28 protein-coding genes are annotated in these 26141 nt (G+C 47.8%); 22 read left to right on the top strand and 6 right to left on the bottom strand.

Translation table 11 applies throughout. The features are described 5' to 3' along the window. Positions 1-13: 13 nt before the first annotated feature. The 9 genes from flhA (at position 14) to HXW94_RS03650 (ending at position 9072) form a co-directional block, all read left to right on the top strand. On the top strand, positions 14-2125 hold the full coding sequence (flhA, locus tag HXW94_RS03690) for a flagellar biosynthesis protein FlhA (protein WP_178365544.1): 2112 nt from the start codon (positions 14-16) through the stop codon (positions 2123-2125). After that, entirely contained in the window at positions 2118-3221 is a 1104-nt protein-coding gene (locus tag HXW94_RS03685) for a flagellar biosynthesis protein FlhF (protein WP_178365543.1), read from the top strand. Before flhA ends, HXW94_RS03685 begins: the two co-directional genes overlap by 8 nt. Then, positions 3222-4115: a P-loop NTPase gene (locus HXW94_RS03680; RefSeq protein WP_178365542.1), complete on the top strand. Its 894-nt coding sequence runs from the start codon at positions 3222-3224 to the stop codon at positions 4113-4115. It abuts the gene before it with no gap. 152 nt (positions 4116-4267) lie between these two features. After that, on the top strand, positions 4268-5014 hold the full coding sequence (locus HXW94_RS03675) for a sigma-70 family RNA polymerase sigma factor (RefSeq protein ID WP_178365541.1): 747 nt from the start codon (positions 4268-4270) through the stop codon (positions 5012-5014). A gap of 20 nt (positions 5015-5034) precedes the next feature. After that, positions 5035-6522, top strand: a complete 1488-nt coding sequence (locus tag HXW94_RS03670) for a hypothetical protein (protein ID WP_178365540.1) — start codon at positions 5035-5037, stop codon at positions 6520-6522. 191 nt (positions 6523-6713) lie between these two features. Further along, positions 6714-7019 (top strand): hypothetical protein, encoded by a 306-nt coding sequence (locus HXW94_RS03665; protein ID WP_178365539.1) that lies wholly within the window; start codon positions 6714-6716, stop codon positions 7017-7019. Positions 7020-7025: 6 nt separating this feature from the next. Then, the gene (locus tag HXW94_RS03660) at positions 7026-7625 is read left to right on the top strand and encodes a hypothetical protein (protein ID WP_178365538.1); all 600 of its coding nucleotides are present in this window, start codon (positions 7026-7028) and stop codon (positions 7623-7625) included. After that, positions 7622-8797 carry a flagellar hook-length control protein FliK gene (locus HXW94_RS03655; RefSeq protein WP_178365537.1) on the top strand — a complete coding sequence of 392 codons (1176 nt, stop codon included), beginning with the start codon at positions 7622-7624 and terminating at the stop codon, positions 8795-8797. The genes HXW94_RS03660 and HXW94_RS03655 overlap by 4 nt, the downstream gene beginning before the upstream one ends. A gap of 2 nt (positions 8798-8799) precedes the next feature. Continuing rightward, positions 8800-9072: an EscU/YscU/HrcU family type III secretion system export apparatus switch protein gene (locus HXW94_RS03650; protein WP_178365536.1), complete on the top strand. Its 273-nt coding sequence runs from the start codon at positions 8800-8802 to the stop codon at positions 9070-9072. 132 nt (positions 9073-9204) lie between these two features. On the opposite strand, the gene HXW94_RS03645 is transcribed toward HXW94_RS03650, so the two are convergent. Then, positions 9205-9465, bottom strand: a complete 261-nt coding sequence (locus tag HXW94_RS03645; RefSeq protein WP_178365535.1) for a hypothetical protein — start codon at positions 9463-9465, stop codon at positions 9205-9207. A gap of 468 nt (positions 9466-9933) precedes the next feature. On the opposite strand from HXW94_RS03645, the gene HXW94_RS03640 reads away from it, so the two are divergent. The 9 genes from HXW94_RS03640 to fliW all read left to right on the top strand — a co-directional run bounded on the left by HXW94_RS03640 (position 9934) and on the right by fliW (position 16027). Next, positions 9934-10626: a flagellar hook-basal body protein gene (locus HXW94_RS03640; protein ID WP_178365534.1), complete on the top strand. Its 693-nt coding sequence runs from the start codon at positions 9934-9936 to the stop codon at positions 10624-10626. Between the two features lie 19 nt (positions 10627-10645). Continuing rightward, positions 10646-11428, top strand: a complete 783-nt coding sequence (gene flgG / locus HXW94_RS03635) for a flagellar basal-body rod protein FlgG (protein WP_178365533.1) — start codon at positions 10646-10648, stop codon at positions 11426-11428. A gap of 22 nt (positions 11429-11450) precedes the next feature. After that, on the top strand, positions 11451-12473 hold the full coding sequence (flgA, locus tag HXW94_RS03630; protein WP_178365532.1) for a flagellar basal body P-ring formation chaperone FlgA: 1023 nt from the start codon (positions 11451-11453) through the stop codon (positions 12471-12473). Positions 12474-12523: 50 nt separating this feature from the next. Continuing rightward, the gene (locus tag HXW94_RS03625) at positions 12524-13213 is read left to right on the top strand and encodes a flagellar basal body L-ring protein FlgH (protein WP_246293721.1); all 690 of its coding nucleotides are present in this window, start codon (positions 12524-12526) and stop codon (positions 13211-13213) included. A 40-nt stretch (positions 13214-13253) separates the two neighbouring features. Continuing rightward, positions 13254-14279, top strand: a complete 1026-nt coding sequence (locus HXW94_RS03620) for a flagellar basal body P-ring protein FlgI (protein WP_178365530.1) — start codon at positions 13254-13256, stop codon at positions 14277-14279. A 30-nt stretch (positions 14280-14309) separates the two neighbouring features. After that, on the top strand, positions 14310-14612 hold the full coding sequence (locus HXW94_RS03615) for a rod-binding protein (RefSeq protein ID WP_178365529.1): 303 nt from the start codon (positions 14310-14312) through the stop codon (positions 14610-14612). Between the two features lie 99 nt (positions 14613-14711). After that, positions 14712-15215, top strand: coding sequence for a flagellar export chaperone FlgN (flgN, locus tag HXW94_RS03610; RefSeq protein WP_178365528.1), 504 nt, complete (start codon positions 14712-14714; stop codon positions 15213-15215). A 136-nt stretch (positions 15216-15351) separates the two neighbouring features. Next, a complete protein-coding gene (gene csrA, locus HXW94_RS03605) occupies positions 15352-15612 on the top strand; it encodes a carbon storage regulator CsrA (RefSeq protein ID WP_178365527.1) in 261 nt (86 codons plus the stop codon). Continuing rightward, the gene (fliW, locus tag HXW94_RS03600; protein WP_178365526.1) at positions 15602-16027 is read left to right on the top strand and encodes a flagellar assembly protein FliW; all 426 of its coding nucleotides are present in this window, start codon (positions 15602-15604) and stop codon (positions 16025-16027) included. Before csrA ends, fliW begins: the two co-directional genes overlap by 11 nt. A gap of 14 nt (positions 16028-16041) precedes the next feature. Here the strand turns inward: fliW and HXW94_RS03595 are convergent, their stop codons facing one another. The 5 genes from HXW94_RS03595 to lnt form a co-directional block, all read right to left on the bottom strand. Continuing rightward, a complete protein-coding gene (locus HXW94_RS03595; RefSeq protein WP_178365525.1) occupies positions 16042-16479 on the bottom strand; it encodes a flagellar protein FlaG in 438 nt (145 codons plus the stop codon). 236 nt (positions 16480-16715) lie between these two features. After that, positions 16716-17246 (bottom strand): ribosome biogenesis factor YjgA, encoded by a 531-nt coding sequence (yjgA, locus tag HXW94_RS03590; protein ID WP_178365524.1) that lies wholly within the window; start codon positions 17244-17246, stop codon positions 16716-16718. Positions 17247-17260: 14 nt separating this feature from the next. After that, positions 17261-17815 (bottom strand): HD domain-containing protein, encoded by a 555-nt coding sequence (locus HXW94_RS03585; RefSeq protein ID WP_178365523.1) that lies wholly within the window; start codon positions 17813-17815, stop codon positions 17261-17263. A gap of 39 nt (positions 17816-17854) precedes the next feature. Then, positions 17855-18959 (bottom strand): peptide chain release factor 2 gene (gene prfB / locus HXW94_RS03580; RefSeq protein WP_178365522.1). Its coding sequence is split into 2 segments (ribosomal slippage): positions 17855-18889 and positions 18891-18959, totalling 1104 coding nucleotides; the frame shifts between segments, so codons are not numbered across the junction. Next, positions 18959-20518 (bottom strand): apolipoprotein N-acyltransferase, encoded by a 1560-nt coding sequence (gene lnt, locus HXW94_RS03575; RefSeq protein ID WP_178365521.1) that lies wholly within the window; start codon positions 20516-20518, stop codon positions 18959-18961. Before lnt ends, prfB begins: the two co-directional genes overlap by 1 nt. Before the next feature lie 80 nt (positions 20519-20598). On the opposite strand from lnt, the gene HXW94_RS03570 reads away from it, so the two are divergent. The 4 genes from HXW94_RS03570 to HXW94_RS03555 all read left to right on the top strand — a co-directional run bounded on the left by HXW94_RS03570 (position 20599) and on the right by HXW94_RS03555 (position 26033). Then, positions 20599-22212: a hybrid sensor histidine kinase/response regulator gene (locus HXW94_RS03570; protein ID WP_178365520.1), complete on the top strand. Its 1614-nt coding sequence runs from the start codon at positions 20599-20601 to the stop codon at positions 22210-22212. A 173-nt stretch (positions 22213-22385) separates the two neighbouring features. Then, entirely contained in the window at positions 22386-22838 is a 453-nt protein-coding gene (locus HXW94_RS03565) for an Hsp20/alpha crystallin family protein (RefSeq protein ID WP_178365519.1), read from the top strand. Between the two features lie 40 nt (positions 22839-22878). Then, entirely contained in the window at positions 22879-25242 is a 2364-nt protein-coding gene (gene lon / locus HXW94_RS03560) for an endopeptidase La (protein WP_178365518.1), read from the top strand. Then, positions 25239-26033, top strand: a complete 795-nt coding sequence (locus HXW94_RS03555) for a septal ring lytic transglycosylase RlpA family protein (RefSeq protein ID WP_246293716.1) — start codon at positions 25239-25241, stop codon at positions 26031-26033. The genes lon and HXW94_RS03555 overlap by 4 nt, the downstream gene beginning before the upstream one ends. Positions 26034-26141 lie beyond the last annotated feature (108 nt).

Here is a 26141-nt window from a genome sequence, read left to right as displayed (position 1 = left end):
CTAAGGAGGATAAATGGCGGCGGAAAACGTCGGAATCATGGCCATAATGAAAAAAGAGTCATCAGATATTTTGATGGTTCTGGCCTTTATCGGCATCCTTATGGCGATGATTCTGCCCTTGCACCCCATTATCCTTGATTTCTTTCTGGCCCTGAATATTTCCCTTGCCGTGGTGGTACTGATCACCACCATGTATACCCAGAGGCCGCTTGACTTCAGTATCTTTCCCTCGCTGCTTCTGATGCTGACCCTTTTCCGGCTCTCGTTAAACGTAGCATCCACCCGATTGATTCTTTTGCATGGCAGTGAGGGGCCCGAGGCTGCCGGGGCGATCATCATGTCATTCGGGGCCTTTGTGGTGGGCGGCAACTATGTGGTGGGCCTGATTATTTTCATTATTCTGGTACTTATCAATTTCATGGTAATCACCAAGGGTGCCGGTCGTATTGCAGAGGTGGCCGCCCGTTTCACCTTAGACGCCATGCCCGGCAAACAAATGGCCATTGATGCGGATCTCAATGCCGGTATGATCGACGAAATAGAGGCAGGCGAACGAAGGGCCGCCATTGCCAGGGAGTCGGAATTTCATGGCGCCATGGACGGCGCTTCCAAATTTGTCCGTGGTGACGCCATTGCCGGTATTGTGATCACTTTAATTAATATCGGCGCAGGCTTTATCATCGGTGTAGTACAGCAGGGTATGCCGCTTAGCGAGGCTTTGACCAATTACACCTTGCTGACCGTGGGTGACGGGCTTGTCTCCCAGATTCCGGCGCTTTTAATCTCTGCGGCCGCAGGTCTTCTGGTATCCCGTTCCGGCGCAGATAGTAAGATGGGAAAAGCCTTTGCCGAACATCTGTTTTCCAGTGCCACCCCGGTCATGGTGGGCGCTGTGGTTGTGTTTCTCATGGGTGCGATTCCGGGCCTTCCCACCATCCCCTTTATGACGTTAGGGATTACCATGGGAACCATTGCCTGGTATTTTTTAAGACAAGGAGAAAAAGCAGAAGACGAACAGCAGGCCGTGGAAAAAGCCCAAACCCAGGACGAGGATCAGGGCGACACGCCCGGAAAGCCCGAAGATGTAGATCATCTGCTGCGTCTGGATACCATGGAACTGGAAGTGGGATACGGCTTGATTCCCCTGGTGGATAAACAGCAGGACGGCACGCTTCTGGGCCGGATCAAGGCCATCCGCCGGCAGTTTGCCACGGAGATGGGTATTATCGTGCCGCCCATTCATATCCGGGATAACCTGAATTTAAGCCCGGCCCAATACCGCCTTATGATCAAGGGCGTTGAGGCTGCCGGTTCAGAGCTTATGGTCAATCACTATCTGGCCATGGATCCTGGTGGTGCGGCTCAAAAAATTGACGGAATTGAAACGGTTGAACCGGCCTTTAACCTGCCGGCTCTGTGGATACCCATGTCCAGGGAAGAGGAAGCCAAATTTGCCGGATACACCGTGGTGGATAACTCCACGGTTATTGCCACCCATTTAACGGAAATCATCAGAAACAATGCCCATAACCTGCTGAGCCGACAGGATGTCCAGCATCTTCTAGATAACCTGGCCAAGACCAGTCCCAAAGTGGTGGAGGAGCTGATACCCAACCTGTTAAGCATTGGCGCAGTTCAAAAGGTACTCCAGAATCTGTTACGGGAACGTATTTCCATAAGGGATCTGTTAACCATTGTGGAGGCCCTGGCAGATTTTGCCCCGGCAGGCAAGGATCCGGACCTGCTAACCGAATATGTCCGCCAACGGGTTGCTAAAGGCATGCTGGCGCCCTATCTGCAGCCCGGCAAAAAGTTGCAAGTTATGACATTGGACCGCAAGCTTGAAGAAATTTTAACAAAAAATATTAAACGGACCGATCACGGGACGTATCTGGCTTTAGAACCTGTATTGATCACAGAATTTGTCGGCGCTGTATCAAAACAGGTAGAAAAGGTCATTACGCTGAATACCCAGCCGGTACTCATGACCTCGCCCGCATTGCGCCGTCATGTCCGTCGTTTAATTGAGCCGTCTCTTCCCAATGTATTTGTGGTGTCCCACGCAGAGATCGTGGATGATATAAATCTGCAGGCTGTCGGAAAGGTAAATTTAAAGAATGGATAAAAAAATTTTCAAGGCATCGAATATACAAACGGCCATCGCCCGCATCAAAGAGGAGTTAGGGCCTGATGCCATGATTCTTTCCACCCGAAAGGAGCCGAAATCACCAAAAGATCCTTACGGAGAAATCATGTTCGAGGTTGAGGCCGGCATCCCTTCGACCGGTGAAGACAAACCTGAAACGCCTGTTCTGCAAGATGTGGAATCTCTTAAGTCAGATATTGCGGAGATAAAGGACATCCTTTCCGTGGCCGGTTTTGGTTCCGGGGTGCAGTCCATTTTGTGCAACCATTTTGAATCCGTGGGCGTGCTGGCCTCCCTGCTTCGCTGCGGTGTCAGCGAGCGCCTGGCGGTTGAAATTGTCCAAAAAGCGGCCGCAGAGCTGGATCAAAATCTTGATACGGTAACACAAATGAAGCAGTTGAAAAAAAAAGTTATGAACCTTTGCCTGGATCAACTTCGCATCAAGGATTTTTTCACCCGGCGGAACTCTTCGGGGCTTCCCCAGGTAGCGGCCTTTGTCGGGCCGACCGGTGTGGGAAAAACCACCACCATTGCCAAATTGGCCGCCTATTTAAGCTTCACCCGGAAGATGAAGGTCGGGTTGGTCTCCATAGACAATTACAGGATCGGGGCCTTTGAGCAGCTCAAAGCCTATGCCGGCATCATGGGGCTTGTCTGTGTGCCGGCCTTTTCACGCCAGGATTTGGCATTCGCCCTGGACCGGATGAAATCCATGGATATGATACTTATTGATACGGCCGGGCACAGCCATTATGACAAGGAAAAAATTGATAAAATCCTTGAGCTGATCAGAAATGATTTCCAGATCAGCGTTCATTTAACCTTGAGTGTTACCTCTGAATTGATTAATATGAAGGAAGCGGCAGATGCTTTTTCCGTATTTAATCCAGATACCTATATATTTACAAAAATAGATGAGATAAAAAGATGCGGGAAAATCCTTGATCAGGTGGCAGGCTATGACCTGCCCGTGTCATTGATAACCAACGGCCAGAAGGTGCCCGAGGATTTGATTATTCCGGACAACCAGGAACTTTTGAAAATAATTCTAAAAAAAGTGCCCAAAGGAGACTAGGTGGATCAGGCAAAAGGACTGCGGCAGATGGCCAGGACAAGTGCTATGAAAAAACGGGAACGGAACGGGGCTTCCAATGGCAGTTCATACCCCAGGGTGATTGCGGTGACCAGCGGGAAAGGCGGGGTGGGCAAAACCAATATTGTAGGGAACCTGGCCGTGGCCATGACACGGCTTGGAAAACGCGTGGTGATCATAGATGCGGATGTGGGGTTAGCCAACATTGATATCGTATTTAACCTAAAACCCAAGTATAATATCCGCCACCTGGTATCCGGAGAAAAAACATTGTCTCAGGTGATAGTGACAACGGATCATGGCATCGGCATTTTACCCGGCGGATCCGGATTTGCCGATTTGACCCGTTTCAGTGAAGGTGAAAAACTGACACTGCTGTCTGAGTTTGAGGCATTTTCCGATATGGCAGACATCATTTTGCTGGATACCGGGGCCGGCATTTCATCCAATGTGCTTTATTTTAATGCATCTGCAGACCAGTGTCTGGTGGTGGCGACCACGGAACCGACTTCCATTACCGATGCCTATGCCCTGATGAAAGTCATGTCCCAGGACTACGGGATAAAGTATTTCAAACTGCTGGTAAATATGACGGACAACCGGACCGGGGCCAAAAAAGTTTACGAATCCTTGAGCAATGCCATGGATAAATTTTTAAAAAATGTGGTTTTGGAATACTGCGGTGAGGTCCCCTTTGATCCGGCCCTGCAAAAGGCTGTTCGAAATCGCAGTATCCTTTTAGATACTGTAAAACAAAGTCCTGCAGCGAACGCCATGTCCGATCTTGCAAAAACACTGCTTAATGACAACAGAACAAACCAGAACCAGGGAAATTTAACCTTTTTTATGAACCGGGTGTTTGCGGCGGCCCAATGAAGGTCAATTTCCAATAATTTTGATTTTGATTGCGTGCCCGTGTTCGTGAACGTCGTTAAAAATTATTCCCTTTACGAGCAGGAAAAAGGCAAAAAAGCAAAAATATATATTTTATAAATTTAGAATTGTCGGAAGGAAATAAGAACATTTCCATGAAATACCCGAGTAAAAAAAATCAGGCGGCGTGGAAAGTCTGGCGGCAGGAAAGCATTGTCAATTATGCGTATCTAGTCCGACATATTGCCTCCCGATTTGCCATGCGTCTACCCGCCAGTGTGCTTTTTGACGAACTGATGTCAGCAGGTTCACTGGGACTCATTGATGCGGTGGATAAATTTGATCCAGGCAAACATGTCAGCCTTGAAACCTATGCCCGGTATCGTATCAAGGGTGCTATTCTGGATGAACTGCGCAGCATGGACACCTACTCAAGATCCATGCGGAAAAAAATACAGGACATCTCCCGGGCGGCAAAAACAATTGAAAATGAAAAGGGACGACCGGCTGATGACGATGAAATCTGTGCCGCTTTAGGCGTAGACCTGGAAACTTACCAGAATATGCTGACCGATATCCATGGGGCTGCTGTTCTCAGTCTGGATGATTTCATCAAAACAAAAAAAAATGATATCTCTTCCCAGACCCGTTTTAGCGCCGGCCTCAACAGTGACGAAAATCCCGAAGCGGACTTCTACCGTGCAGAACTAAAATCCATTTTGGTGAAAACCATCAAAAAATTAACGAAAAAAGAACAAATTGTTATCTCCCTTTACTATTATGACGAACTGACCTTGAAAGAAATTGGTGAAGTTTTGTCTTTGACGGAATCCAGAATCTGTCAGATCCATACCGCTGTGCTGATGAAATTGCACGCCGGCCTGGATAGTTATGGGACATAATTTGATTTTAGGGGGCGGTTATGTCAGACCCGAATTTAAAAGAAGAAGACGACGATCTAATTTCCCAGGATGATATTGATAAGCTGCTGAATATTTCCTCAGGAGATGACGCTGCCGGCGAGTTGTCCCAGGATGATATAGACAACCTGCTTAACGCGTCCGGCCCGGATGCAGATGGTTCAGGCGCGGGGCAAGAAGATGCAGAGGAACTTTCCCAGGACGACATTGACCGCATGATGGCGGGCAATGCCCTGGATGAAGATGCCCCCCCCCAAGATGACGACAGTGAATTATCCCAGGATGATATTGACGCATTCATAGATGATTCCCAGGATGCCGATGCCGGGGATGACGAGTTGATTTCACTGGAAGACATTCAAGGTGTAATGGCTGACCATACCCAGGAGAATGATGCAGCCGATTCTGAATCCGGACCGGATCCAATCCTGGAAGTGGGATCAAACCAAGAGGACGAGACGGTACAAAAGGCGGAAGATGCGACCGTTGACGATGCCCTGGTTATGGAAGCACCGGGACAGGAAAAAGACCCGTTTGATGAGCCCATAGATGAAAGCCAGGCCACAGATATAGCCGATTGTATGATCACCCAGGAGGCCATGGATGCCCTGATCCAAGCCGGTCTACCGACACCGGATATTTCGGAAGAAGATAATGTCACCCAGGAAGATATTGATACCCTTCTTCAACAGTCAGATGAGACAGATGAATTGCGGGATGACGATGAGGACATCCTTATATCCCAGGAAGACATTAATACCTTGCTCATGGCCACAGATCAGGAAGATGATGACTTGCTCGGCGATATTGACGGAGAAGATGATGCGTCTGATCTGGAGGATCAGCCCGATAAGGCGCTCGACGACCAGGAGTCCGATTCGAGTCAAGTACTCCTGGAAGGTGTTGAAGGTGCCGAGATCTCCGATAAAAAAGAATCTACGCCGGCGGAATCGTCTAAAAAAGGCGGAAAGATAAAAGCCCTTCTCAAGTCAAAGGTTCTACTTGCTGCCGCTTCCATCTTGCTGTTCATGGGTATATCCGTTCCTTTAATTTATTTTTTATTTTTTTCAGGTCAATCCATGCCACTGCTGGAAAGACAGACCGCCGCCTTGACTGAAATTGATCTGATCCGGGACGTGCAAAAAAATGTGTTTGCAGATAAGCCGGTTCCGCCGCCCAGCCGCAAGTCAGGAACAATTTTGTTAACGGATTTTATAATTCTTGCATCCGATCAAAGCCGGACCATGACCTATGTGTCTGCAGATGTCGCTATTGATTATTCCGATCAAAGGGCTTATGATGAAATAAACAATAATCTTGCCTTTTACCGGGATTTGATTTATGAAGCGATTCAGACTCGGCTGGTGTCGAAAAAGAACAATGAGGTGACCGAAGCTGATTTGATGTGGGGCGTAGAAGCCTCACTAAAGAAAGTATTGCCGCCCCAATATATTGACAAAATCAGTTTTAAATCTTTTAAGGCAACTTAGGCCCATGATCGAAATAAAATCTTCCAAAATATGGTTTAGAATTTTCATTCGTATTCAAGGCGTGGCAATGGGAGCATATTGAAATATGTGCTCATTGTCACAACGAAGAAAACGAATGAAAAGGCAAACCATATGGGATGGTTTATTTTGATCATGGGCCTTAAGGGCCATGGCCCCAATACAGGAAATAAATGACCACAGTTCATGGACACAACCAGATTTTTCAGCAATTCGGTATTGCCCAGGATTTGAGCCAACAGGTCCAGTCCCCCAAACCGGATCCGGATCAGGCGGCAGTACAACACCAAAATCAGCAGGTGCTGGAAAATACAACTGTTCAGGAAAGTGAAGAAACATTCTCTTTGACCCATGAAAAAGAGAAGGAAAAGCGGCAACGAAAGGCCCGTAAAGCCAAACGTGTAAAAAAACAGAATCTCCAAAATGACCTGTCGCCGGACCCGGACGGACCGGGCCGGCTTATAGATACCAAGGCATGATAAGGTATGATGTTGCAGGTTCCCACTGAATTTCTTGTTATCCTTTCACTTATTATTGATCTATTTTTAATGTTTTTGCTGCTTCTTTTTATCCGGCGAGCCAACCGACTCCAACGCAACCTGACCCCTACGCCGGAAACGGACCTTGGCGATATTACCGCCCAGACCCGTAAAAAAGCCCAGGTTGTGGCCATGGAGGTTCTGACTGAAACGTCTGAAATGATTGAACCTCTTTTGGAAGCCTCAAAAGATGCAGCCAAGGAATTTGAGCGACTCGTACAGGAGAAACAGACATTGACCCGAAAACTTGATCAGTCCCTGGACTCAAAAATGATCAGCATCAATCTGCTTTTATCCCGGGCCAACACCTTGTACACGCAACTTGAAAATCAGCATAATTCCCTGCTTAACACCCTGCCCAAGGGTGGGCATGCCTTATTTCACCAAGAGACCGATGCCCTTGATCAGCAGCAACGAATCATAGATCTTTACTATCAGAAGGTGGATATTGATACCATTGCAGAAAGGCTTTCCATACCCAGGGGGGAGGTTGCCCTTGTCATTGACCTTAAGGAAAAGTTTCTTGCCATGGAGAAATCCAGATGATACTCAACCGGTCTCCGACTTCCTTGAAAATTACCGGCGACAATCTGAAACAAACCGAATTGTCAGATATCATGAAGTTAAAACCCGGCCGGATTGTCAATGCAAAAGTCCTTGATGTTACCTCGGAAAACCGAATCCAATTACTTGTGAACGGTCGGAAACTGACTGTTTCCTCACAGGTTCCCTTGACCCGGGGCATGGATATTCCCATGAAGGTTGTTCGTTCCCAGGACGGTATTGTACTCATGCCGGTTCCAACATCGTCTGCACCTAAATCCATCGATACGGCAGAGACTACAATCAATATGGGGAGACCAATCTCTTCGGTTCCAGCCGGTTTAGCGGATTCAAACTCACCGCCCGGGCCGGAAAAATTCTCCCAGAACAACACGTTTCAATCCGTTTCCCCGGTAAAAATTTTACAAGGTTTGAACGCGCTTAGCCGGACCCGGGAACCACTTCTGAATGATATCCTCATGGGACTTTCTCTGAAATCCGATGTACGGGATGATCAGTTTTTACCCCAAATCATAAAGAATATGGGATTAACTTTTGAAAAAAAACTGGCGGCCGGTCTTGAAGACGGCCCGGATAAGAAAACGATTGCGCATGGGATCAAACAGCTGGCAGGCCAGGATCTGAAAGCAGCCGCGTTGTCCCTTGCCGGCATGGAAAACGACCCGGGCAAAACCACTGTATTAAAACATATCTCAGATGCATTGGACAATTTTGCCCAGTTAAACGTCAAATCAGGGGATGGTGGACAAAATCAGGATGGTACACGATTTCTGCTGCCGTTTCCTGTCTGGCAGGAAGATGGCTTTGATTTCGGCCAACTCATGATAGACACGGGAAACGCAAGCACAGCAAATACAGAGAAAAAAATGCTCAGTATTTCTTTTTTATTGAATATGACGGCCCTTGGCCCTTTACGGGCGGATTTTTCAATTCTGGATAAAACCATTGCCGGCCGATTCTTATTGGAAAATCAGGCCACCTGTGATTATCTGACCCCAAAAATTTTAACGTTGAGACAGCATCTGTCCGGAATCGGATATCAGGCCGGAAACATTGACTGCCGGGTGGCCCGGCCCGAACAGATTGCCCCGACCAGTTTAATGCATGCCATGAAAGCGCCCGATGACATGCAGGGACTGAATATTGTGGTTTAACCATGGCACCTGAAGACAAAAGAAAAAAAGCCGTCGCCCTGAAATATGACAGGATAGCGGACACGGCACCGAAAGTAACGGCTAAGGGGCAGGGAAAAGTGGCTGAAAATATCATTGCCCTGGCCCTGGCCCATGGGGTACCGGTAAAAGACGATCCTGACCTGGTGGAGGTTCTGGCATCCCTGGACATCAGCCAGGAAATTCCGGCTGAAATATATGTGGCCGTGGCCGAACTGCTTGCGTTTGTTTATGGGGCCAATGCCGAGAGACGCTAGCGTCTGTTAAAACTTGAGAGTATAGGAATTTCCATTTCCCAGTACCCAGTACCCAGTACCCAGCACCCACCACCTAACAGCCCACCCAAAGGGCGCTAATTTAATAGTCGAGTAAAAAAAATACAGATGTCGTTATTCTTCAAGTTTTTTACTGTCAACAAACCGGTTACATGTCTGGCAGACCACTTTATAATCCCGGACCTGCCCCCGAAATAATTTATAACCGCAAAACGGGCAGAAATAATCTTTAAACGATTTCTGCATGTGCGTCACCGGGTCGTTCCTCCGGCTGGACAGGTCTTGTTGCGGGGATGTTGTTTGTAAAGTCTCTTTTCCCGCAGGGTCCTCAGAGGAGAGATGCGTTAGATCAGGATAATAGCCGTCGTCGATCATAAATTTCCTTTTTACTGGATGACCAAATTTTATTTTCTTACATCGTCAATGGATACGATTTCTGCTTTAACACTTGTTTAAAAATTAAAGAATTGATTCTCATGTGATTGCAGTCGATTCATCTATTTTTAAATAGGCTCTTATAATTAAACGGATCAAGATGCAAGGGAATTTTTTTAAACCAATCCAAAAACGGTGGGAAAAAATTTCTGGGTGCGTCAAATTCAGTGGGCTCAGATGTCGGTCTTTTGGCACATTATTTCTAAAGTCAGAGGGTTTCCCTTTGATCATAAGCCTTAACAGCCTGTTTAAAACATAAAGATTCTTTTGAAAAAAGTGCTGTTCAGGGTCTGAAATTAATTTAAAAAAAATATGGCATCCCAATTGCATGAAATGTGGTCAAAGTAAAAATAAACCAATCCATGCCGTATAAATACCGGCAAACCATGCAAAGGAATAAACGGCTCTATGATTCTTGAAATGACGCGGCCGACCCAGGGCGGGTTGAGGCAGGAACGCAAACTTGAAGCAGTCTCCAACAACCTGGCCAATGCCTCCAGCATTGGGTTTAAAAAAGATGTCGTCAGTTTTGACAAGGCGTTCAGGGCCCGGGTGGACCAGGATTTCACCCAGGGTGATGTTATAAAAACCGATAATCCCCTGGATGTGGCTTTAGGCCCCCAGGGTCTTTTCAAAGTGGAAACCCCGGACGGCATCAAGTACACGCGGAACGGCAATTTTTCTTTGAGCAGTGAAGGTATTCTTGTGGATAAAAGCGGTAATCCCGTCATGGGTCAGGGCGGTGCCGTTTTCATTGATACTTTGGGCCCGAATACAAGTGTGAATATCGATGAATACGGGCAGATCTTTTTAAATAATGAGATTCTGGATACCCTTGATGTGGTTTCTTTTGAAAATATGGAACGACTTGAAAAAACAGGAAATAATTTGTTTGTCTATGCCGGAGATACCGCAGATGAAATAACCCTTGAAAATGTCAAGGTTGAAGCCGGTTCGCTTGAACAGGCCAATGTTCAAGTCGTAGAGGAAATGGCAAAAATGATTGATTATCAGCGGATGTTTGAAACATACACCAAGTCTATAAAAACATTTGATGAAATCGATTCAAAGGCAATAAATGAAGTCGGGCTTTTTACATAGTTTCTGAAGGAGTAAATTTATGATACGGGCACTTTGGTCAGCAGCGACGGGAATGATGGCCCAGGATATGCAAATCGGCGTTACCTCAAATAACCTGGCAAACTCTTCCACCACCGGGTTTAAAAAATCCCGGGCCGCATTTGAGGATTTAATGTATATGACCCAGCGGGTGGCGGGACAGACAACCCCCGGCGGGGGACAGGTACCAACGGGAATTCAGGTGGGCATGGGCGTGAATACGGCAGGTGTCCAGAAAATATTTACCCAGGGCGATTATCTCCAGACGGATAATCAGCTGGATTTTGCCATCCAGGGCGAGGGTTTTTTCAGGGTGCTGCACGGGGATGAAGATATGTATACCCGGGCCGGGGATTTTTCCCTGGACAGCGAGGGATACATCACTTCCCAGGCCGGGGACCGTCTTCAACCCGAGATTGCCATTGATTCGGAGGCTGTTACGATTACCCTGGACAATGACGGAACCCTGACCGTATTTGCCGACGATGATACCATTCTGGCGACAGAGCAGGTCCTTGTAACGACGTTTGTAAATCCCGCCGGACTATATGCGGTGGGCGGCAACCTGTTCAGGGAAACCGAAGGGTCGGGCGCACCTCAGGAAAATACGCCGGGAGAAAACGGGGCTGGAACAGTGTTGAACTACTATATTGAAAGTTCCAACGTAGATGTTGTGGAGGAAATGATCAGTTTAATTTCAGGCCAGCGCACCTATGAGGCCAATTCAAAATCCATCACCACCGCCGATGATATGCTGGCAACGGCCGTCCAGCTGAAATCTTAAAAAACGTTGAATGGATAACGCCATGATAGAAACTGGAAACAAGAGACAAAAAACAAGAGGACGAAGCGCCGGCGGCGCCCATTTTAGTCCGGCATTATTGGTGTTTTTCGTTTCATTGCTTATGTTCAGCAGGCCGGTACCGGCCGCCACACCGGGGAAAATTCTTATTGAGGTTGCCCGGACAGCAGAAGTGACAAACGCTGTCATCTATTTAGGAGAGGTGGCAAATATAACAGCGCCTGATTTTTTCAAGGAAGAACTGACACGCATTGATCTTGGAAAATCACCCCGGGCCGGACAGATGAAACAACTTTCAGGCGCAAGGGTTACAGCGTCCATAAATGCCATGGGGCTTAATGATAATGACATTCATATTCAAGTGCCTGAACGGGTATTTATCAAACGCGCCAGCCAGGAGCTTGTCCCGTCCGACGTGAAAAAAGCGCTTGAACAATTTCTATCCGGATTTTTGCCAAAGGAAAAATTCAAGCTAAAGGCCTTCAGAGTCCGGGGACTTGAACCCTATCCCCAGGGCGATTTATCTCTGGTATTTGATAAACGTTATACCCCGTCAAGCAATGACCGCCTGTCCATTCATGCCGAAGTCTGGGTGGACGGCGTCAAAGTGGACCGGTTGACTGTCAGGGGGCGCCTTTCACAGATTAAACCCGTAATTGTTGCGGCAACACGCCTGCAAAGGGGAGATATCATTACCCCGGCGGACGTGACCTTGCGGGATATGGAGGTGTTCGGGCGGAAGTCGGATATCATGACATCCGTTGAACAGGTCGACGGCATGGTGATAACCCGGACCATTGATAAAGGGGAATGTGTGAGCCGGGGTGAATTCAAACAGGCGCCGGCCATTAAAAAAGGGGCGGTAATAAAACTGGTGGCCCAAAAGAATCGTTTATCCATTGTTACGTTGGGAATCAGTAAGGAAGACGGCTACCCGGGCCGGCCTGTGACAGTGCAAAATTTAACATCCGGGAAACTGGTGCGCGGTCTTGTTACAGCAGACGGCACTGTGGAAGTGCTTTTTTAGCCGGGAGGTTTGATATGTGGCCGATTCAAAAAAAATTAATACCAGGGGCGATGGCATTTTTGCTGATTTTTATGGCCGGGATGTTTACCGGCTGTATGTCCAATGGCGGAGACCCGAACTTACGGGCTATGCCCCAGGATACAATGCCCGCACCCGCCTTGCAACCTCAATACACCATGGCAAAACCTGCGGAAGGCTCTCTTTGGACAGCGCAGAACAGATTCCTGCTGGATGACACCAAGGCCGCTTATATTGGGGACACGGTGATCGTGGATATTGTGGAAAATTCCTCATCTGAAATGGAGGTGAATTCCGAAGGTGGGCGGACAACCAGTATGAAAGTGGGCGTACCAACGCTCAATGCCTTCGGAAAAGTGACGCATCTTGGCGGTGCTGTTGGTGACAGCCTCATTGACACCAGTTTTGAAAATTCCACCAAAGGTGAAGCCACAAGCGATAGATCCGGTCAGGTAACCGCCTCTATTGCGGCCCGGGTTACGGAAGTAATGCCCAATGGGAATTTAAGCATCTTCGGACGCAGGGCCATGAAAGTGGATAATGAAGTTCAGTACATCATGGTTTCAGGAATTGTGAGACCCGGTGATATTGATTCGGACAACCGGGTGGCGTCAACGTCTTTAGCTGACTCACGCATTGAATATTACGGCAAAGGGGCCCTTGCCGACAAACAGAAACCAGGCTGGGGAACACGGATAATTGATAATATCTGGCCTTGGTAAGTATTGGCGGATAAAGGAGCGGACATAAGGAGCGGACATAATGAACAATATTTTTAAAAAGATAAGCATCGCTATAGGGGCCGTGCTGTGTCTAATTTCTCTTTCGGTGCCTGCCCTGGCCACCCGAATCAAGGACATGGCCGCCATCCAGGGGGTCCGGTCCAATCAACTCACCGGGTACGGCCTGGTGGTGGGGCTGAACGGCACAGGAGATAAGAACAATATTCTATTCACCCGCCAGTCCTTGACCAACATGCTTAAAAAAATGAATCTTCATTTTGACAAGAGCCAGATCAAAGTAAAGAATGTGGCAGCCGTTATGGCCACGGCAAATATTCCGCCGTTTGCCCGGATCGGAGATCGCATTGACATCACGGTTTCATCGTTAGGTGATGCCACAAGCCTTAAGGGCGGGACGCTTTTAATGATGCCCTTGAAAGGGGTCGACGGCAATGTGTATGCCATTGCCCAGGGCGCAGTCAGTCTTGCAATTCCCGCCGGCATGAATGACCGTAACAGTCATCTTCTCACGGCCCGGATCATTAACGGGGCCACGGTGGAACGTGAGATACCCTTTCATCTGAAAGGAAAAGAACAATTGACCCTGTCCCTGTTCCGGCCCGATTTCACCACGGCCCGGCGGGTGGGGGATACCATCAATGCCGCGTTAGGCGAAGGCATTGCAAAAATTATCGATGCCGGTTCCATCTGCCTGTATGTGCCCGAATCCATGCAACAGGAACATGTGGCGGAATTTATTGCCGATGTGGAAGGGTTGTCTGTGGTTCCGGATAGCGTTGCCAAGGTTGTAATCAATGAAAAAACCGGTACTGTGGTTATCGGCAATGAGGTGACCATTTCAAGTGTGGCCGTGGCCCATGGGGATCTAAACGTGATGATTCAGGGGCAAGGCCCCGAGTATATTATGGAACTGCCCGGCACCTCTACCATCGGAGAACTGGTTAGTGGACTGAACTCTTTGGGGGTCCGGCCCAGGGACTTGATCAGTATTCTGGAAAGTATCAAGGCTGCCGGTGCCTTGCAGGCTAGTATCGAGATACTTTAAAGGGTTGCAATAAAAGAAAGGGATAAAATTATGTCTATTCAAATGCCGGGGATGATGACGCCGGTTACAGATACCCAGGATACCACAAATACCGCCCGGCAGCTCCAGCGGGAAAAAGATCTTGAAAAAGCCTGCCAGGGGTTTGAGGCATTAATGCTTGATACCTTGATGCAACGTATGCGGGATACCCTGCCCGGAGACACTCTTTTTCCTGAAAGTAATGCATCTGACATTTACCAGTCCCTGCATGACCAGTATCTTACGGAAAATTTATCCCAGGGCCGCCGTGTAACCGGCTTCAAGGAGTTCTTATACCGGCAGCTTCAAGTTTAACAGAACTTAGCGCCCTTCGGGCGGATTGTCAGGTGGTGGGTGCTGGGTGCTGGGTGCTGGAAATTCCTGTACTATTGAATTAAGATAAGGAGAAGGGATATGGAAAAAGCTATCGATAATATTCAAACGTTGCTTAAGGAAAAACTTGCCTGTTACCAACAATTGCACCTGGTATTAAAGGCTGAAAAAAAGGCAATCGGAACCATTGACCTTGGCATGATCTGGGAGACCACCAGAGCCAAAAAAAATCTTATCGGCAAAATCGAAGACCTGCGAAATAATATTCTTGCTGTCTGCCAAAATCACTTTTCCGGTATGGATAAAATAACGGAGCCCTTTTCCCTGGGCGCATTGATACATGCCCTGCCCCTGCCCAATAGGCGCAAAAACGATATAAGACAACTCAAGCGCACCATTGATAAAGAAAAAGACATCGTGGCTCATTTTATAGAATATAATCATATTCAGGTTAAAAAGCAGATGTCTATCGTGGACAGCATAATGAATTTGTTCGGAAATAACGTCGCCCGGAATCAATACACCGGCAAAGGGATGATGACCCGGAGAAGAAAGAACAACTGCCTGTTCATGGCCCAGGTGTAGCAGAATGACTTTTAAGCTGCAAAGGTTGACTCTGATGAGACATATGATTATAACAATGGCACGATCAGTTATGAATTTAAGAACCAATTCATACCGCTATATTAATGTCAGCCTGGTGGATTAATTTATTACGTCTATGCTTATTCTAACACGAAAAGTTGGTGAGAGTATCGTCATCGCTAATGATATCATCGTAAAGGTGCTTGAAACCGGCAAAAACAGCATTCGAATAGGTATTGATGCGCCCCGGGAAATATCGATTCTGCGGCAGGAGGTATTTGACGCCATTCAAAAGGAAAACATCCTTTCCTCTCGGAAGACGGATAACATTGATATTGCAAAAGCAGCCAGACTGATAGGTAATAAGGGATTCGAAAAAAAAGAGAATGAAGATTAATACAAGACAATTCGGTGAAATGAATATTGATCATGATAAAATTATCAATATACCGGATGGCATTCCCGGATTCAGGCAGCATAAACGATATGTTCTTCTTGAAAAAAAGGAGACCTCACCTTTTTATCTGTTTCAATGCGTGGATGACCCGAATCTGGCATTTGTGGTTATGGACCCCCTTCGTTTCTATCCTGATTACACACTGTCTGTTAAAGATTTTGACAAGACCATTAAATGGGAATTTGGAAAGGAAGAACTATCCTGTTTTGTCATCATAACCATCCCCAAGGGCAAACCCGAAGATATGACGGCAAACTTTATGGCGCCGATTGTGATTAACAATGAAAGAAAAGAAGGAATGCAGTTGATCCTCCAAGGCAGTCCTTACTCACACCAGCAGCTGCTTTTAAAATAAGATAAAGAATCCAATCAAACATTCGTACTGAAAAGAAGGCCGCTTAAGTCCTGCATTTTTTCACGAAGCTCAAGAATTTCTTCGGCAGGGAACTGCTTGATCACTTCATTGGTTTCTTTGTCCATAATTTTGACCACCATATCCTCGGTATCTTCGTCGATGGTAAAATTCAGCCTTGTCTGCACAGTGTTGGCAAAATCCTCAAAGGCGTCCACCATATCCTCGACATCTTTTCTGGTCAGTTTGGCCTGGTTGCCGCGATCCTCACTTTTTTGTTCAGAAGCCTGGCTTTGGCTTTCATCACGTTTGATGCTTGCCGAAGAAGATGCAGCCTGTTTTAACTCAGACAGTGTCGCCATGTCAGCATTTACTGACGCGGCAGCAGTTTCCTTAACCTTAATGCTGGTGTCAGGTCTGTCTGTATTGGTTATTGCATTTCCTGTTACATTCATATCTTTTGTCGTCCTGTGATAAACAATTCCTACCGCCTGATACGAATACGTCTCGGGCTGTCCTTTGACGGCCGATAGCTCTCTATCGTTGTTTTTCTGTGCTTGATATATTTAAGGCTTTTTTTCCAATTGACTCTTATATCTTTGTATCTCAAGCCCGATGGTTTCGTCAACCTTTAGAATTAGCCCAATCTGATTTAAGCAAATATAGATGTCGGTTCTGAAAATTTTCATAATTAAATCCGGGCGACGATTTCTTTTAATGCCTGGAATGATTTTGAATTTTTTTTCTTCTTGGCTATATCTTTATCGGCATTTCTGATCAGCTGCCTTAGGCGCTGACGGTCTACGTCGGGGGCCGTTGACAGAATTCTTTCCATGGCGTCATCATCCCAGGCCAGTAGTCTGTTTAAAAACACCTGGATGTTCTTATCTGTTTGTGGGTCAATTTCGGACTTGGGGCTGTAAAGACCGCTTGGGGATGCTTTTAATCGTTCCAGTGCGGTCAAAATGGGTTCAGGGTCCACCTGTCTCATGAGGGTGCCGATGTACTGTCTGTGACGTCTGGCCGCCACATTAGCGGTGATGGCTTTTGCCTCAACCAGGGCCTTGAACAGGTCAGGATCAAGATCAAGCAATCTAAGCTGATTGACGGAAAGCAGGCTTAAATCCTCTCCAAGTTTCTGAAGTTTTTCGGCTATCTTTTTCTTTTGTGTTTTACTTAGGGGGCGTGGCGCATCTATATTATCGTCTGTGGGTAAAGTCATTGGTCTGATTTTTTTTAAAGATTAAATTCATCCGCCCAGGCGGCAAATCTTTCTACATGCCCCGGACCAAGTTTGGCAAGGGATTTTTCAATCTGTTTCCGGGTCATGACTTTATCTCGCTTTTTCGGGCTTTTTGAATAGAATTTATCTGCGCAGCAGATGATTTTTTCTTCCAGGGTGACAGGCACCATGTCCCTGTGGGGCAGAGGCAAATCCGCCTCGATAATATTTTTAAGGGTTATGCCGGCTCCGGTATGACGTTCGGATACAAGTCCAAATTCCCGGGGTAGACCCAATCCGTCTAGCAGCTCACGTCCAAGGTAGCCATGACATACATAGGGGTATTTACCTGTACAGCCGATTTTCAAAGAATGGGTTTTAAAAATACCGATGTCATGGAGCATGGCTGCTTTTTCTATGAAGTCCATGTCCGGATTCAGGTGCGCAACGCCCGTTGCAATCTCCAGGCTTTTTAAGGCCACATGCCTGCTATGTTCAACCAAAAGGGCAAAAAGCGTTGAATCAGGATCATAAAATTGTCTGATAATTTCCACTGGGTCTATTGACATAAAAACATCAAAAGCCTTTTGTTACTCGATCATCGAGTGTTAATTATTCAGGGCGCCGGACATCAACACCCCCTCAATAAACGGATCAAGATCTCCATCCAGCACCCGGTCCACATCCCCGATTTCAAGATCGATACGATGGTCTTTTACCATTCTGTAGGGATGCAGCACGTAGGAGCGAATCTGACTGCCCCAGGCATTATCATCCTTGCCGTCATACAGGTTCTGCCTTTTTTGCTCCTGTTTCTGCTTTTCCAGCTGATAGAGCCGGGATTTAAGCACTTTCAAGGCAATCTCCCTGTTCCGGTGCTGGGAAGATTCCTGCTGGCACTGAACCACCACCCCTGTGGGCGCATGGGTGATACGTACGGCGGAACTGGTTTTGTTGACGTGCTGGCCGCCTGCCCCGCTGGCCCGGTACACATCAACGCGCAGATCCCCTTCATCAATGTCGATATTGATTTCATCCTTGACCTCCGGATAGACAAAGACGGCTGCAAAAGAGGTCTGGCGTTTGCCGCTGGCATTGAAAGGTGAAATCCGAACCAGGCGGTGCACCCCGGATTCGGCTTTCATGAATCCGTAACAGTTTGGGCCGGCAACATGGAGGGTTGCGCCCTTGATACCGGCTTCGTCTCCCTCCTGAAAGTCAATGACCCGGCACTTGTATCCCTTTTTATCGATCCACCGGGTATACATCCTGAACAGCATCTCCGCCCAGTCCTGGGAATCCGTTCCCCCGGCACCGGCATTGATGGAGACAATCGCGTCCCTGGCATCATCCTCCCCGTCAAGGGTAATCTCCAGGGAAAACCGCTTTACCTTTTTCTCAAGATGGGCCAGCATCTGAGCGGCTTCCTGCTCGGCCGCCTTGTCCGACTCCTCCCTTGCCAGTTCCAGCATCACCTCCACATCCTCAATCTCTGAAAATATGGCATTGCAGGTGTCAATAAGGCCGGCGATAAAGGTTCGTTCTTTTAACATCTCGGTCGCTTTGTCCGCATCATTCCAGAAATCTTCCCTGGCAATGAGCAGCTCAAGTTCCCGAAGCCGTTTTTCCTTTACAGGGAGGTCAAAGATACTCCTTAAGCCGGTTGGCTTTAGCCGTAATGGAAGAGATGACCTGTTTGTATTCTACACTCATTATAAAATTCTCCTAAATTTTTTTCTCATGGATTTTATCACACAAATCAGAAAAAATGCAACCAGGCAGGCTTTAGCCGCAAGATCCCCATGGCGGGTATAAAATGTTTTGCCGGACATAACCGGCACTTGACGGGTAAGGGCACAGGCCGTAAAAATATCTGTTTTTTCCAGAATGGTTCCGGCAGGATCAATGAACCCGGAGATACCTGTGTTTGCCGCCCGGACAACGCTGCGCCGATTCTCAACAGCCCTGAACACGGCAATGGAAAAGTGCTGGCGTGCCGCCTGGGTCCGGCCGAACCAGGCATCATTGGTCATGGTGGTTAAAATATCCGCCCCATTGAGAACAAATTTTCTGGCAATATCGGGAAAAAGAATCTCAAAGCAGATTAATACCCCGGTTGTTCCCGTGCCGAATTTTAACGGCACCGGCCCGGTTTGCCCCTTTGAAAAATCACCGGCCCCGGCGGTCAGTTTTTCCGCAAACCGCAGCAGGCTTTTGAAAGGCACATACTCCCCAAAGGGCACCAGGTGGTGTTTGTCATAATAGCCCGTTGGCAGGGCAAGGGGGCTGAGCATGCAAGCCCGGTTGTAGTACAGGAGCCCCTGCTCCGAAGACTGGACCGCAGGGATGCCGATGAGAAAAAAGGTACCTGCCTGTCTCACGATGGCATCCACCCGGTTCGAGGGCACAGGGTCCATGCCGTAATAGAAAGGCAAAGCAGTTTCCGGCCACACCACAAGATCGCAGGGGATCGTCTGGAGGGATAAGCGGGAATACCGGTCTATGGTTTCACTAATAAATTCCTTATCCCATTTCCGGTCCTGGGGAATATTGGCCTGGATAACCGAAATTTTTCGAGAAGGTACCCTGTTGATCTGCGCTCGAATCTCTGCCCGTTTAAAATGGCCGTAAATAAAAGCCGAACAAATCAGAATCACGGCAAGGGTTAAGCCTGCCATATTTATTTTTTTAGGCCATGCCTTTTGGGAAAACGCCTTAAAGGCAATGACCAGAGTTCCGTTGGCCAGCACCAGCAGAAAGGAAATGCCCAGAACCCCGAAGGTGTCTGCCGCCTGAATCAAAACAAGGTTGGGGTACTGGCTGTAACCCAGTACGCCCCAGGGAAAGCCGGAAAACAAATATGTCCTGATATATTCCAGGGCGACCCAGACCACCGCCCCCCAGAATGGAATAAGGCCGTCAGGCACAGGTACCCGCTTCAAGACCAGGGCAAAAGCGCCCGTGTAAAGAGACAGGTACAGCACCAGAAGCAACAGGCAGGAAATGGCAACGAACGAATTTAAACCGCCGTATTCGATCAGGGTGGGCGAAATCCAGTAGATTAAGGGCAGATAAAAGCCGATCCCTGTGCCGATACCTGCATAAAAAGCCTGTGTTGAATCAAGCCGGTCAATGGAAAGCCATAACGGAACCAGTGCAAAAAAGGCTGCCGGATAAAAACCGGGTCCCGGAAATGCTGAAAAAAGCATTAGACCGGCGACCCATGCAGGCACAAGGGGTAATAAAGTGCCGTATATAAGTTTGAAGTGCATTTGGGGTGACCTTAATTAAAAATTCTGGTATATTTATCAGATAATCTAAGCGCTCGTCAATTTTTGGAGGGCAGTGTTTTATGACCCAGGCACATGATCGCACATCGCTTGATTCAATTTTTATTCAACAGGGCGAATCTGACCAGGCGCCTCCTTGTTTAACGGAGGCAGATTTTTTTTCCCAAAAAAATATAAAAAATGTATTAATCCATTCCCCTGTGGGGATCTGTATTCTTCACCGCACGACCATCTACTGGGCAAACCCCGCCTGTCACGCCATGACCGGCCATGAATACCGCTGCCTGGAAGGCAGATCCGCCCGGAACCTTTTTCCCACGGATAAAGAATTTAAGCGTGTGTACCATATTGTTATTGCAGGCATTAACCAGACAGGAACAGCGACAGTTGACTCCCGGTTATCAAGAGTGGACGACAGCGCTTTTGACTCCCGGCTCCGGGCCTGCTGGCTTGACCCTGGTGACCATTCCCAGGGCGTGTTAATCACCGTGTCGGATATTACGGAAATCAACTCCGAACAGATCAGGGAAAATCAGGCTCGAAAAATGGAGGCCATTGGTGTGCTGGCCGGCGGGGTTTCCCATGATTTTAACAATCTGCTTATGGCCCTTCAGGGGCATTTATCCCTGATGGGGATTCATGTAAACCGGCCGGAAAAAATCAAGGATCATATCCGGCAAATGAAGCGGCTGATTGAAACTGCCGCTGAAGTTACCGCTAATCTTTTAGGGTTTGCCCGCGGAGGAAAGTATCAGGTTGACATTCTGGATCTTAACCAGGTCGTAGACATGGCCCTCACTGTTTTCCAGCCGGAAAAAAAAGAGATTGTCATTGAAAAAAAGTCGGCACCGAATCTTTACAAGGTAAACGGAGACCGCTCTCAGCTTGAGCAGGTGTTGCTGAATCTTTTGGTCAATGGCTCCCAGGCCATGGTCGATGGCGGCACGCTTACCATAGAGACCCGAAATATAACAATCAAGGATACCAACTGCTTTCATTTTGACGTGGTACCCGGTACTTACGTGGAAATCACTGTCCAGGATACCGGAATCGGCATGGATGATGCTATTCAGAAAAAGATTTTTGACCCCTTTTTCTCCACCAAGATGGCCGGGAATATAAAAAGACGGGGGTTAGGGTTATCAATGGTATTCGGCATTGTAAAAAATCACGGCGGTTTTATCACCGTGGAAAGCAAAAAAAATGCCGGCGCCCTGTTCAGGGTGGCATTGCCCGGATTGGAGCCTGTGGATTTTCAACGCGTTGAAGAGGAGAGCAACGGGTTTGATCTGATGCCCAGAGGTAAGGAAACCATTCTTATTGTGGATGACGAGAATGAAGTCCTTGACGTGGGGGTAAGCCTTCTTGAAGCTTTAGGATACCAGGTTCTCCAGGCCCGCAATGGCAGGGAATGTATAGATTTGTTAGCAACGCATCCGGGGGGAATTGTGCTGGTAATCCTTGATCTGATCATGCCCGTCATGGACGGCAAGGAGACGTTTTATGCCATTCAAAAACTGGACCCGGGCATAAAGATATTGATTTCCAGTGGCATCCGCATGGATGAAGAGATAAAATATATGCTTCGTGACGGATGCCACGGCTTTTTACAAAAACCCTTTTCCATGGACAGGTTTTCAAGGGTTATTCGCGAGATACTTGACAGACCTGTTTGACAGTCTGCTGATACCCATTTAACTTAATTTTTATAGTGCTTTACAACAATTCTGCCAAATGGTAATCTGATAAATTAGCGCCCTTTGGGCGGGCTGTTAGGTACTGGGTACTGGGTACTGGGTACTGGGAAATGGAAATTCCTATACTCTTAAATTATTATCAGGAGTATTTTATGGAACAGATAAAAATTCGATTTGGGAATGATATTGAAACACCAGCTACAGAAGAGAAGTCTTTTGAAGATATGTTTCAATCCGTTAATCCCATGTTCTGCTTTTCGAAACGGATCTGGAGACCCCAGATGGATATTTTTGAAACCAGGGATGAAATTATTATCCAGGCTGAAATCGCAGGGGTTTGCCGGGAAAACATGATGATTGAAATTTCGGATAAAGCTGTAAAAATTTCCGGGGTGCGTAACAGCAGCCAACCGGATCCCACGGCCACTTACAGGCTTGCGGAAATACAGTTCGGCCGGTTTGAACGGGTGCTTTATCTGCCCAATATCATTGACATGGAAAAAGTATCTGCTTCATATGCCAACGGGTTTCTTGAGCTGAAATTAGGAAAACAGCCTAAGACGAATTATGCTTCGGAACAGAAAATGCCCATTGATTTTTTATAAACCTAGGCCCTTAGGCGATTGTATATAAAAAGGAAAACGAATGGATGAATTAAACCATCCCTCCGTCCCCATCACCACTGACGATATCCCTGACGAACTGCCCATTCTTCCCATCGTGGATACCAATCTGTTTCCTAAAATGGTGTTGCCCCTGGTTTTGATCCGGAAAGAGGCCATTGATCTGATTGATGATGCCATGTCCGGCAACCGTATGCTTGGCCTTTTGCTGTCAAAGCGCTCGGACATTGATTCCAGGCACACGGCCGACGACCTGTGCCGCATTGGTACCGTCGCCGTAATTCTTAAAATGTCCAAGATGGAAGATGAAAAGGCCCAGCTGCTTATCCAGGGTCTGAACAGGTTCAAGGTACTGGAATACCAGGAAAACCGCGATTATATGCATGCCGATATTTCCGTTCTCGAAAGCCGCAACAATGAAAGGAACAAAGAAAATCGGGCACTGATGGCCAATATTGTTGAACAGTACGAAAAAATAGTGGCCCTTTCGCCGGGGCTGCCGGCGGAAATAAGCCAGATGGTCAAGACCCTGCAGGAACCCAGCGCACTGGCCGACATGGTGGCTTCCACCATTAATGCCCCTGTTAATGAAAAGCAGAAGGTCCTTGAGCTGATTGATGTGAACCGCCGCCTGAAAAAGGTCACCCGTCTGGTCAATGATCAGCTTGATATTCTTGAAATGGGCTCTAAAATTCAAAATCAGGTCCGGGAAGACATGGACAAGCGCCAGCGCGAATATTACCTGCGCCAGCAGCTCAAAACCATTAAAGAAGAGCTTGGGGAAACCGACCAGGAAGCAATTGAAATCCGGGAATACAGAACCCTGATCAGGGATAATCCCATGCCGGCAGAGGCCGCAAAAGAAGCACAACGGGAACTGGAACGTCTCGCCAAAATGCACCCGTCATCCTCCGAATATGTTGTCTCATCCACCTATCTTGACTGGCTGACCGCCCTGCCCTGGAATGCATATACCGAAAATGGGCTGGATATTGCCAAGGCCAGAAAAATTTTGGATCAGGATCATTACGGCCTTGAAAAACCTAAAAAACGGATATTGGAATTTCTGGCCGTGCGCAAACTCAAAAAAGACGCCAAAGGCCCGATACTATGCTTTGCAGGTCCCCCAGGCACAGGAAAAACCTCCCTGGGACAATCCATTGCCAGGGCCCTGGGCCGGGAATTTGTCCGCATTGCCCTGGGCGGCATCAAAGATGAAGCTGAAATCCGGGGACATCGGCGGACCTATGTGGGGGCCATGCCGGGCCGGATCATCCAGCATTTAAGAACCGCCGGTAAAAAAAATCCCGTCTTCATGCTGGATGAGATTGATAAGGTTAGCGCCTCCTACCACGGAGATCCGTCATCCGCCCTGCTTGAAGTCCTTGATCCGGAGCAGAACCGGAATTTTGTTGACCACTACCTGGATGTCCCCTTTGATTTGTCCGATGTCATGTTTTTGACCACAGCCAACGTGCTACACACCATTCCACCCCCCCTGCGGGACAGAATGGAGATTCTGGAGCTTACCGGGTATACCCAGGAGGAAAAGCTTAAAATTGCCACCCGGTATATTATCCCCAAACAGCGGGAGGCCAACGGTATCAATTCCGGCCAGATAAAAATAACCCCGGGCGCGATCAAACAGATTATTTCCGGGTATACCAAGGAATCCGGTTTACGCAACCTGGAACGCCAAATTGGTGCCATATGCCGGGGCGTTGCCGCTAAAATCGCCGAACATCAGGTGGAAAATCTGACCATTGGACGCAAAGAAATTCCCGAATATTTAGGCCCCATCCAACACATGCCTGAGATGGCCACCCGGATAAACGTGCCGGGCGTGGCAATGGGGCTCGCCTGGACCCCGGTGGGGGGTGAAGTGCTTTTTGTGGAAGCCGTGGCCATGAAGGGCGGCAAAAAGGGCTTGATGCTCACCGGACAGCTTGGGGATATCATGAAGGAATCTGCGTCTACCGCATTAAGCTTCATCCGGTCCAATGCAGACCGGCTGGCTGTGGATAAGACCTTCTTTGATACCCATGATATCCACATTCATGTGCCCGAAGGGGCTATCCCAAAGGACGGCCCCTCTGCCGGGGTAACCATGCTTACAACCCTTGCCTCCTTGATCACCAAAAGGAAAGTAAAATCCCGTCTGGCCATGACCGGAGAGATCACCCTCAGGGGTGAGGTTCTGCCCGTAGGGGGCATCAAGGATAAGGTGATTGCGGGGCACAGGGCCGGTATCCGGTCTGTGATTCTGCCCCTTTGGAATAAAAAAGATATGGAAGATGTTCCTGAGCATATTAAATCCACCATGACCTTCTATTTTACCGATAAAATGAAAGATGTTATCCATAAGGCCCTGGAGGAAAAAAAATGATATTCCGTATCAATTATACGATCCGATCATTGATGCCGGCTTTTATTCTCTGCTTTGCGGTTACCGTGGCCGGATGCGGTGCCGGAAAGTATAATTCCGGCCACAACAAATGTGCGAACAAACAATACAGCGGCACCGAAGCCACCCAGCGCCCCTATCGCATTGCAGGAAAAGACTATTATCCCATGGCTTCGGCAAACGGGTATGTGGAAAAAGGATACGCTTCCTGGTACGGCAGAAAGTTCCACGGTCGAAAAACATCCAACGGCGAAACCTACAACATGTACGCCATGACCGCAGCCCACAAAACCCTTCCCATGAACACATGGGTCAAGGTTGAAAACCTGAACAACGGCAGAAAGATCACGGTGCGCATCAATGACCGGGGCCCTTTTGTGTCCGGCAGGATCATAGACCTGTCCTATAAAGCAGCCCAACGCATCGATATAGTGGGACCCGGCACGGGCCGGGTAAAGGTAACCGCCCTTGGCAAGGCAACCGCCTATTCCAAGAAAGACCACGCCCCGGTAAACTTTACCCCCGTCAATTACTGGCAAGGCAATTTTACGGTGCAGGTAGGGGCATTCAAAGTGAAAACCAATGCCGATCAGTACCGGATCAAATTGTCTAAAGATTATCTTAATGCCCATATTGTTCCCTATGCAGATCACCGGGGGCAATTTCACCGGGTGCGGATCGGTAAATTCAACAACCTCAATGATGCCGTAACGTTCAGCCAAAGACTGATGGCCAGGGAAGGGTTTGCGCATGCCTTTGCCGTAGCCGATTAATTGGTGTTTGAACGAAAAGTCACCCACCTGCGGCGTTGCAGAAAAATTTAAAATCCTCACAACCATGAGGTTGCTCCGGTTTTAAATTTTTCTGCGCCTTGCATCTGG

The sequence above is a fragment of the Desulfobacter latus genome (genome assembly GCF_013389365.1).
Lineage (GTDB): Bacteria > Desulfobacterota > Desulfobacteria > Desulfobacterales > Desulfobacteraceae > Desulfobacter > Desulfobacter latus.
The sequence above is the reverse complement of the archived record's forward strand: the minus strand, read 5'-3'. Positions and strand labels throughout refer to the sequence as shown.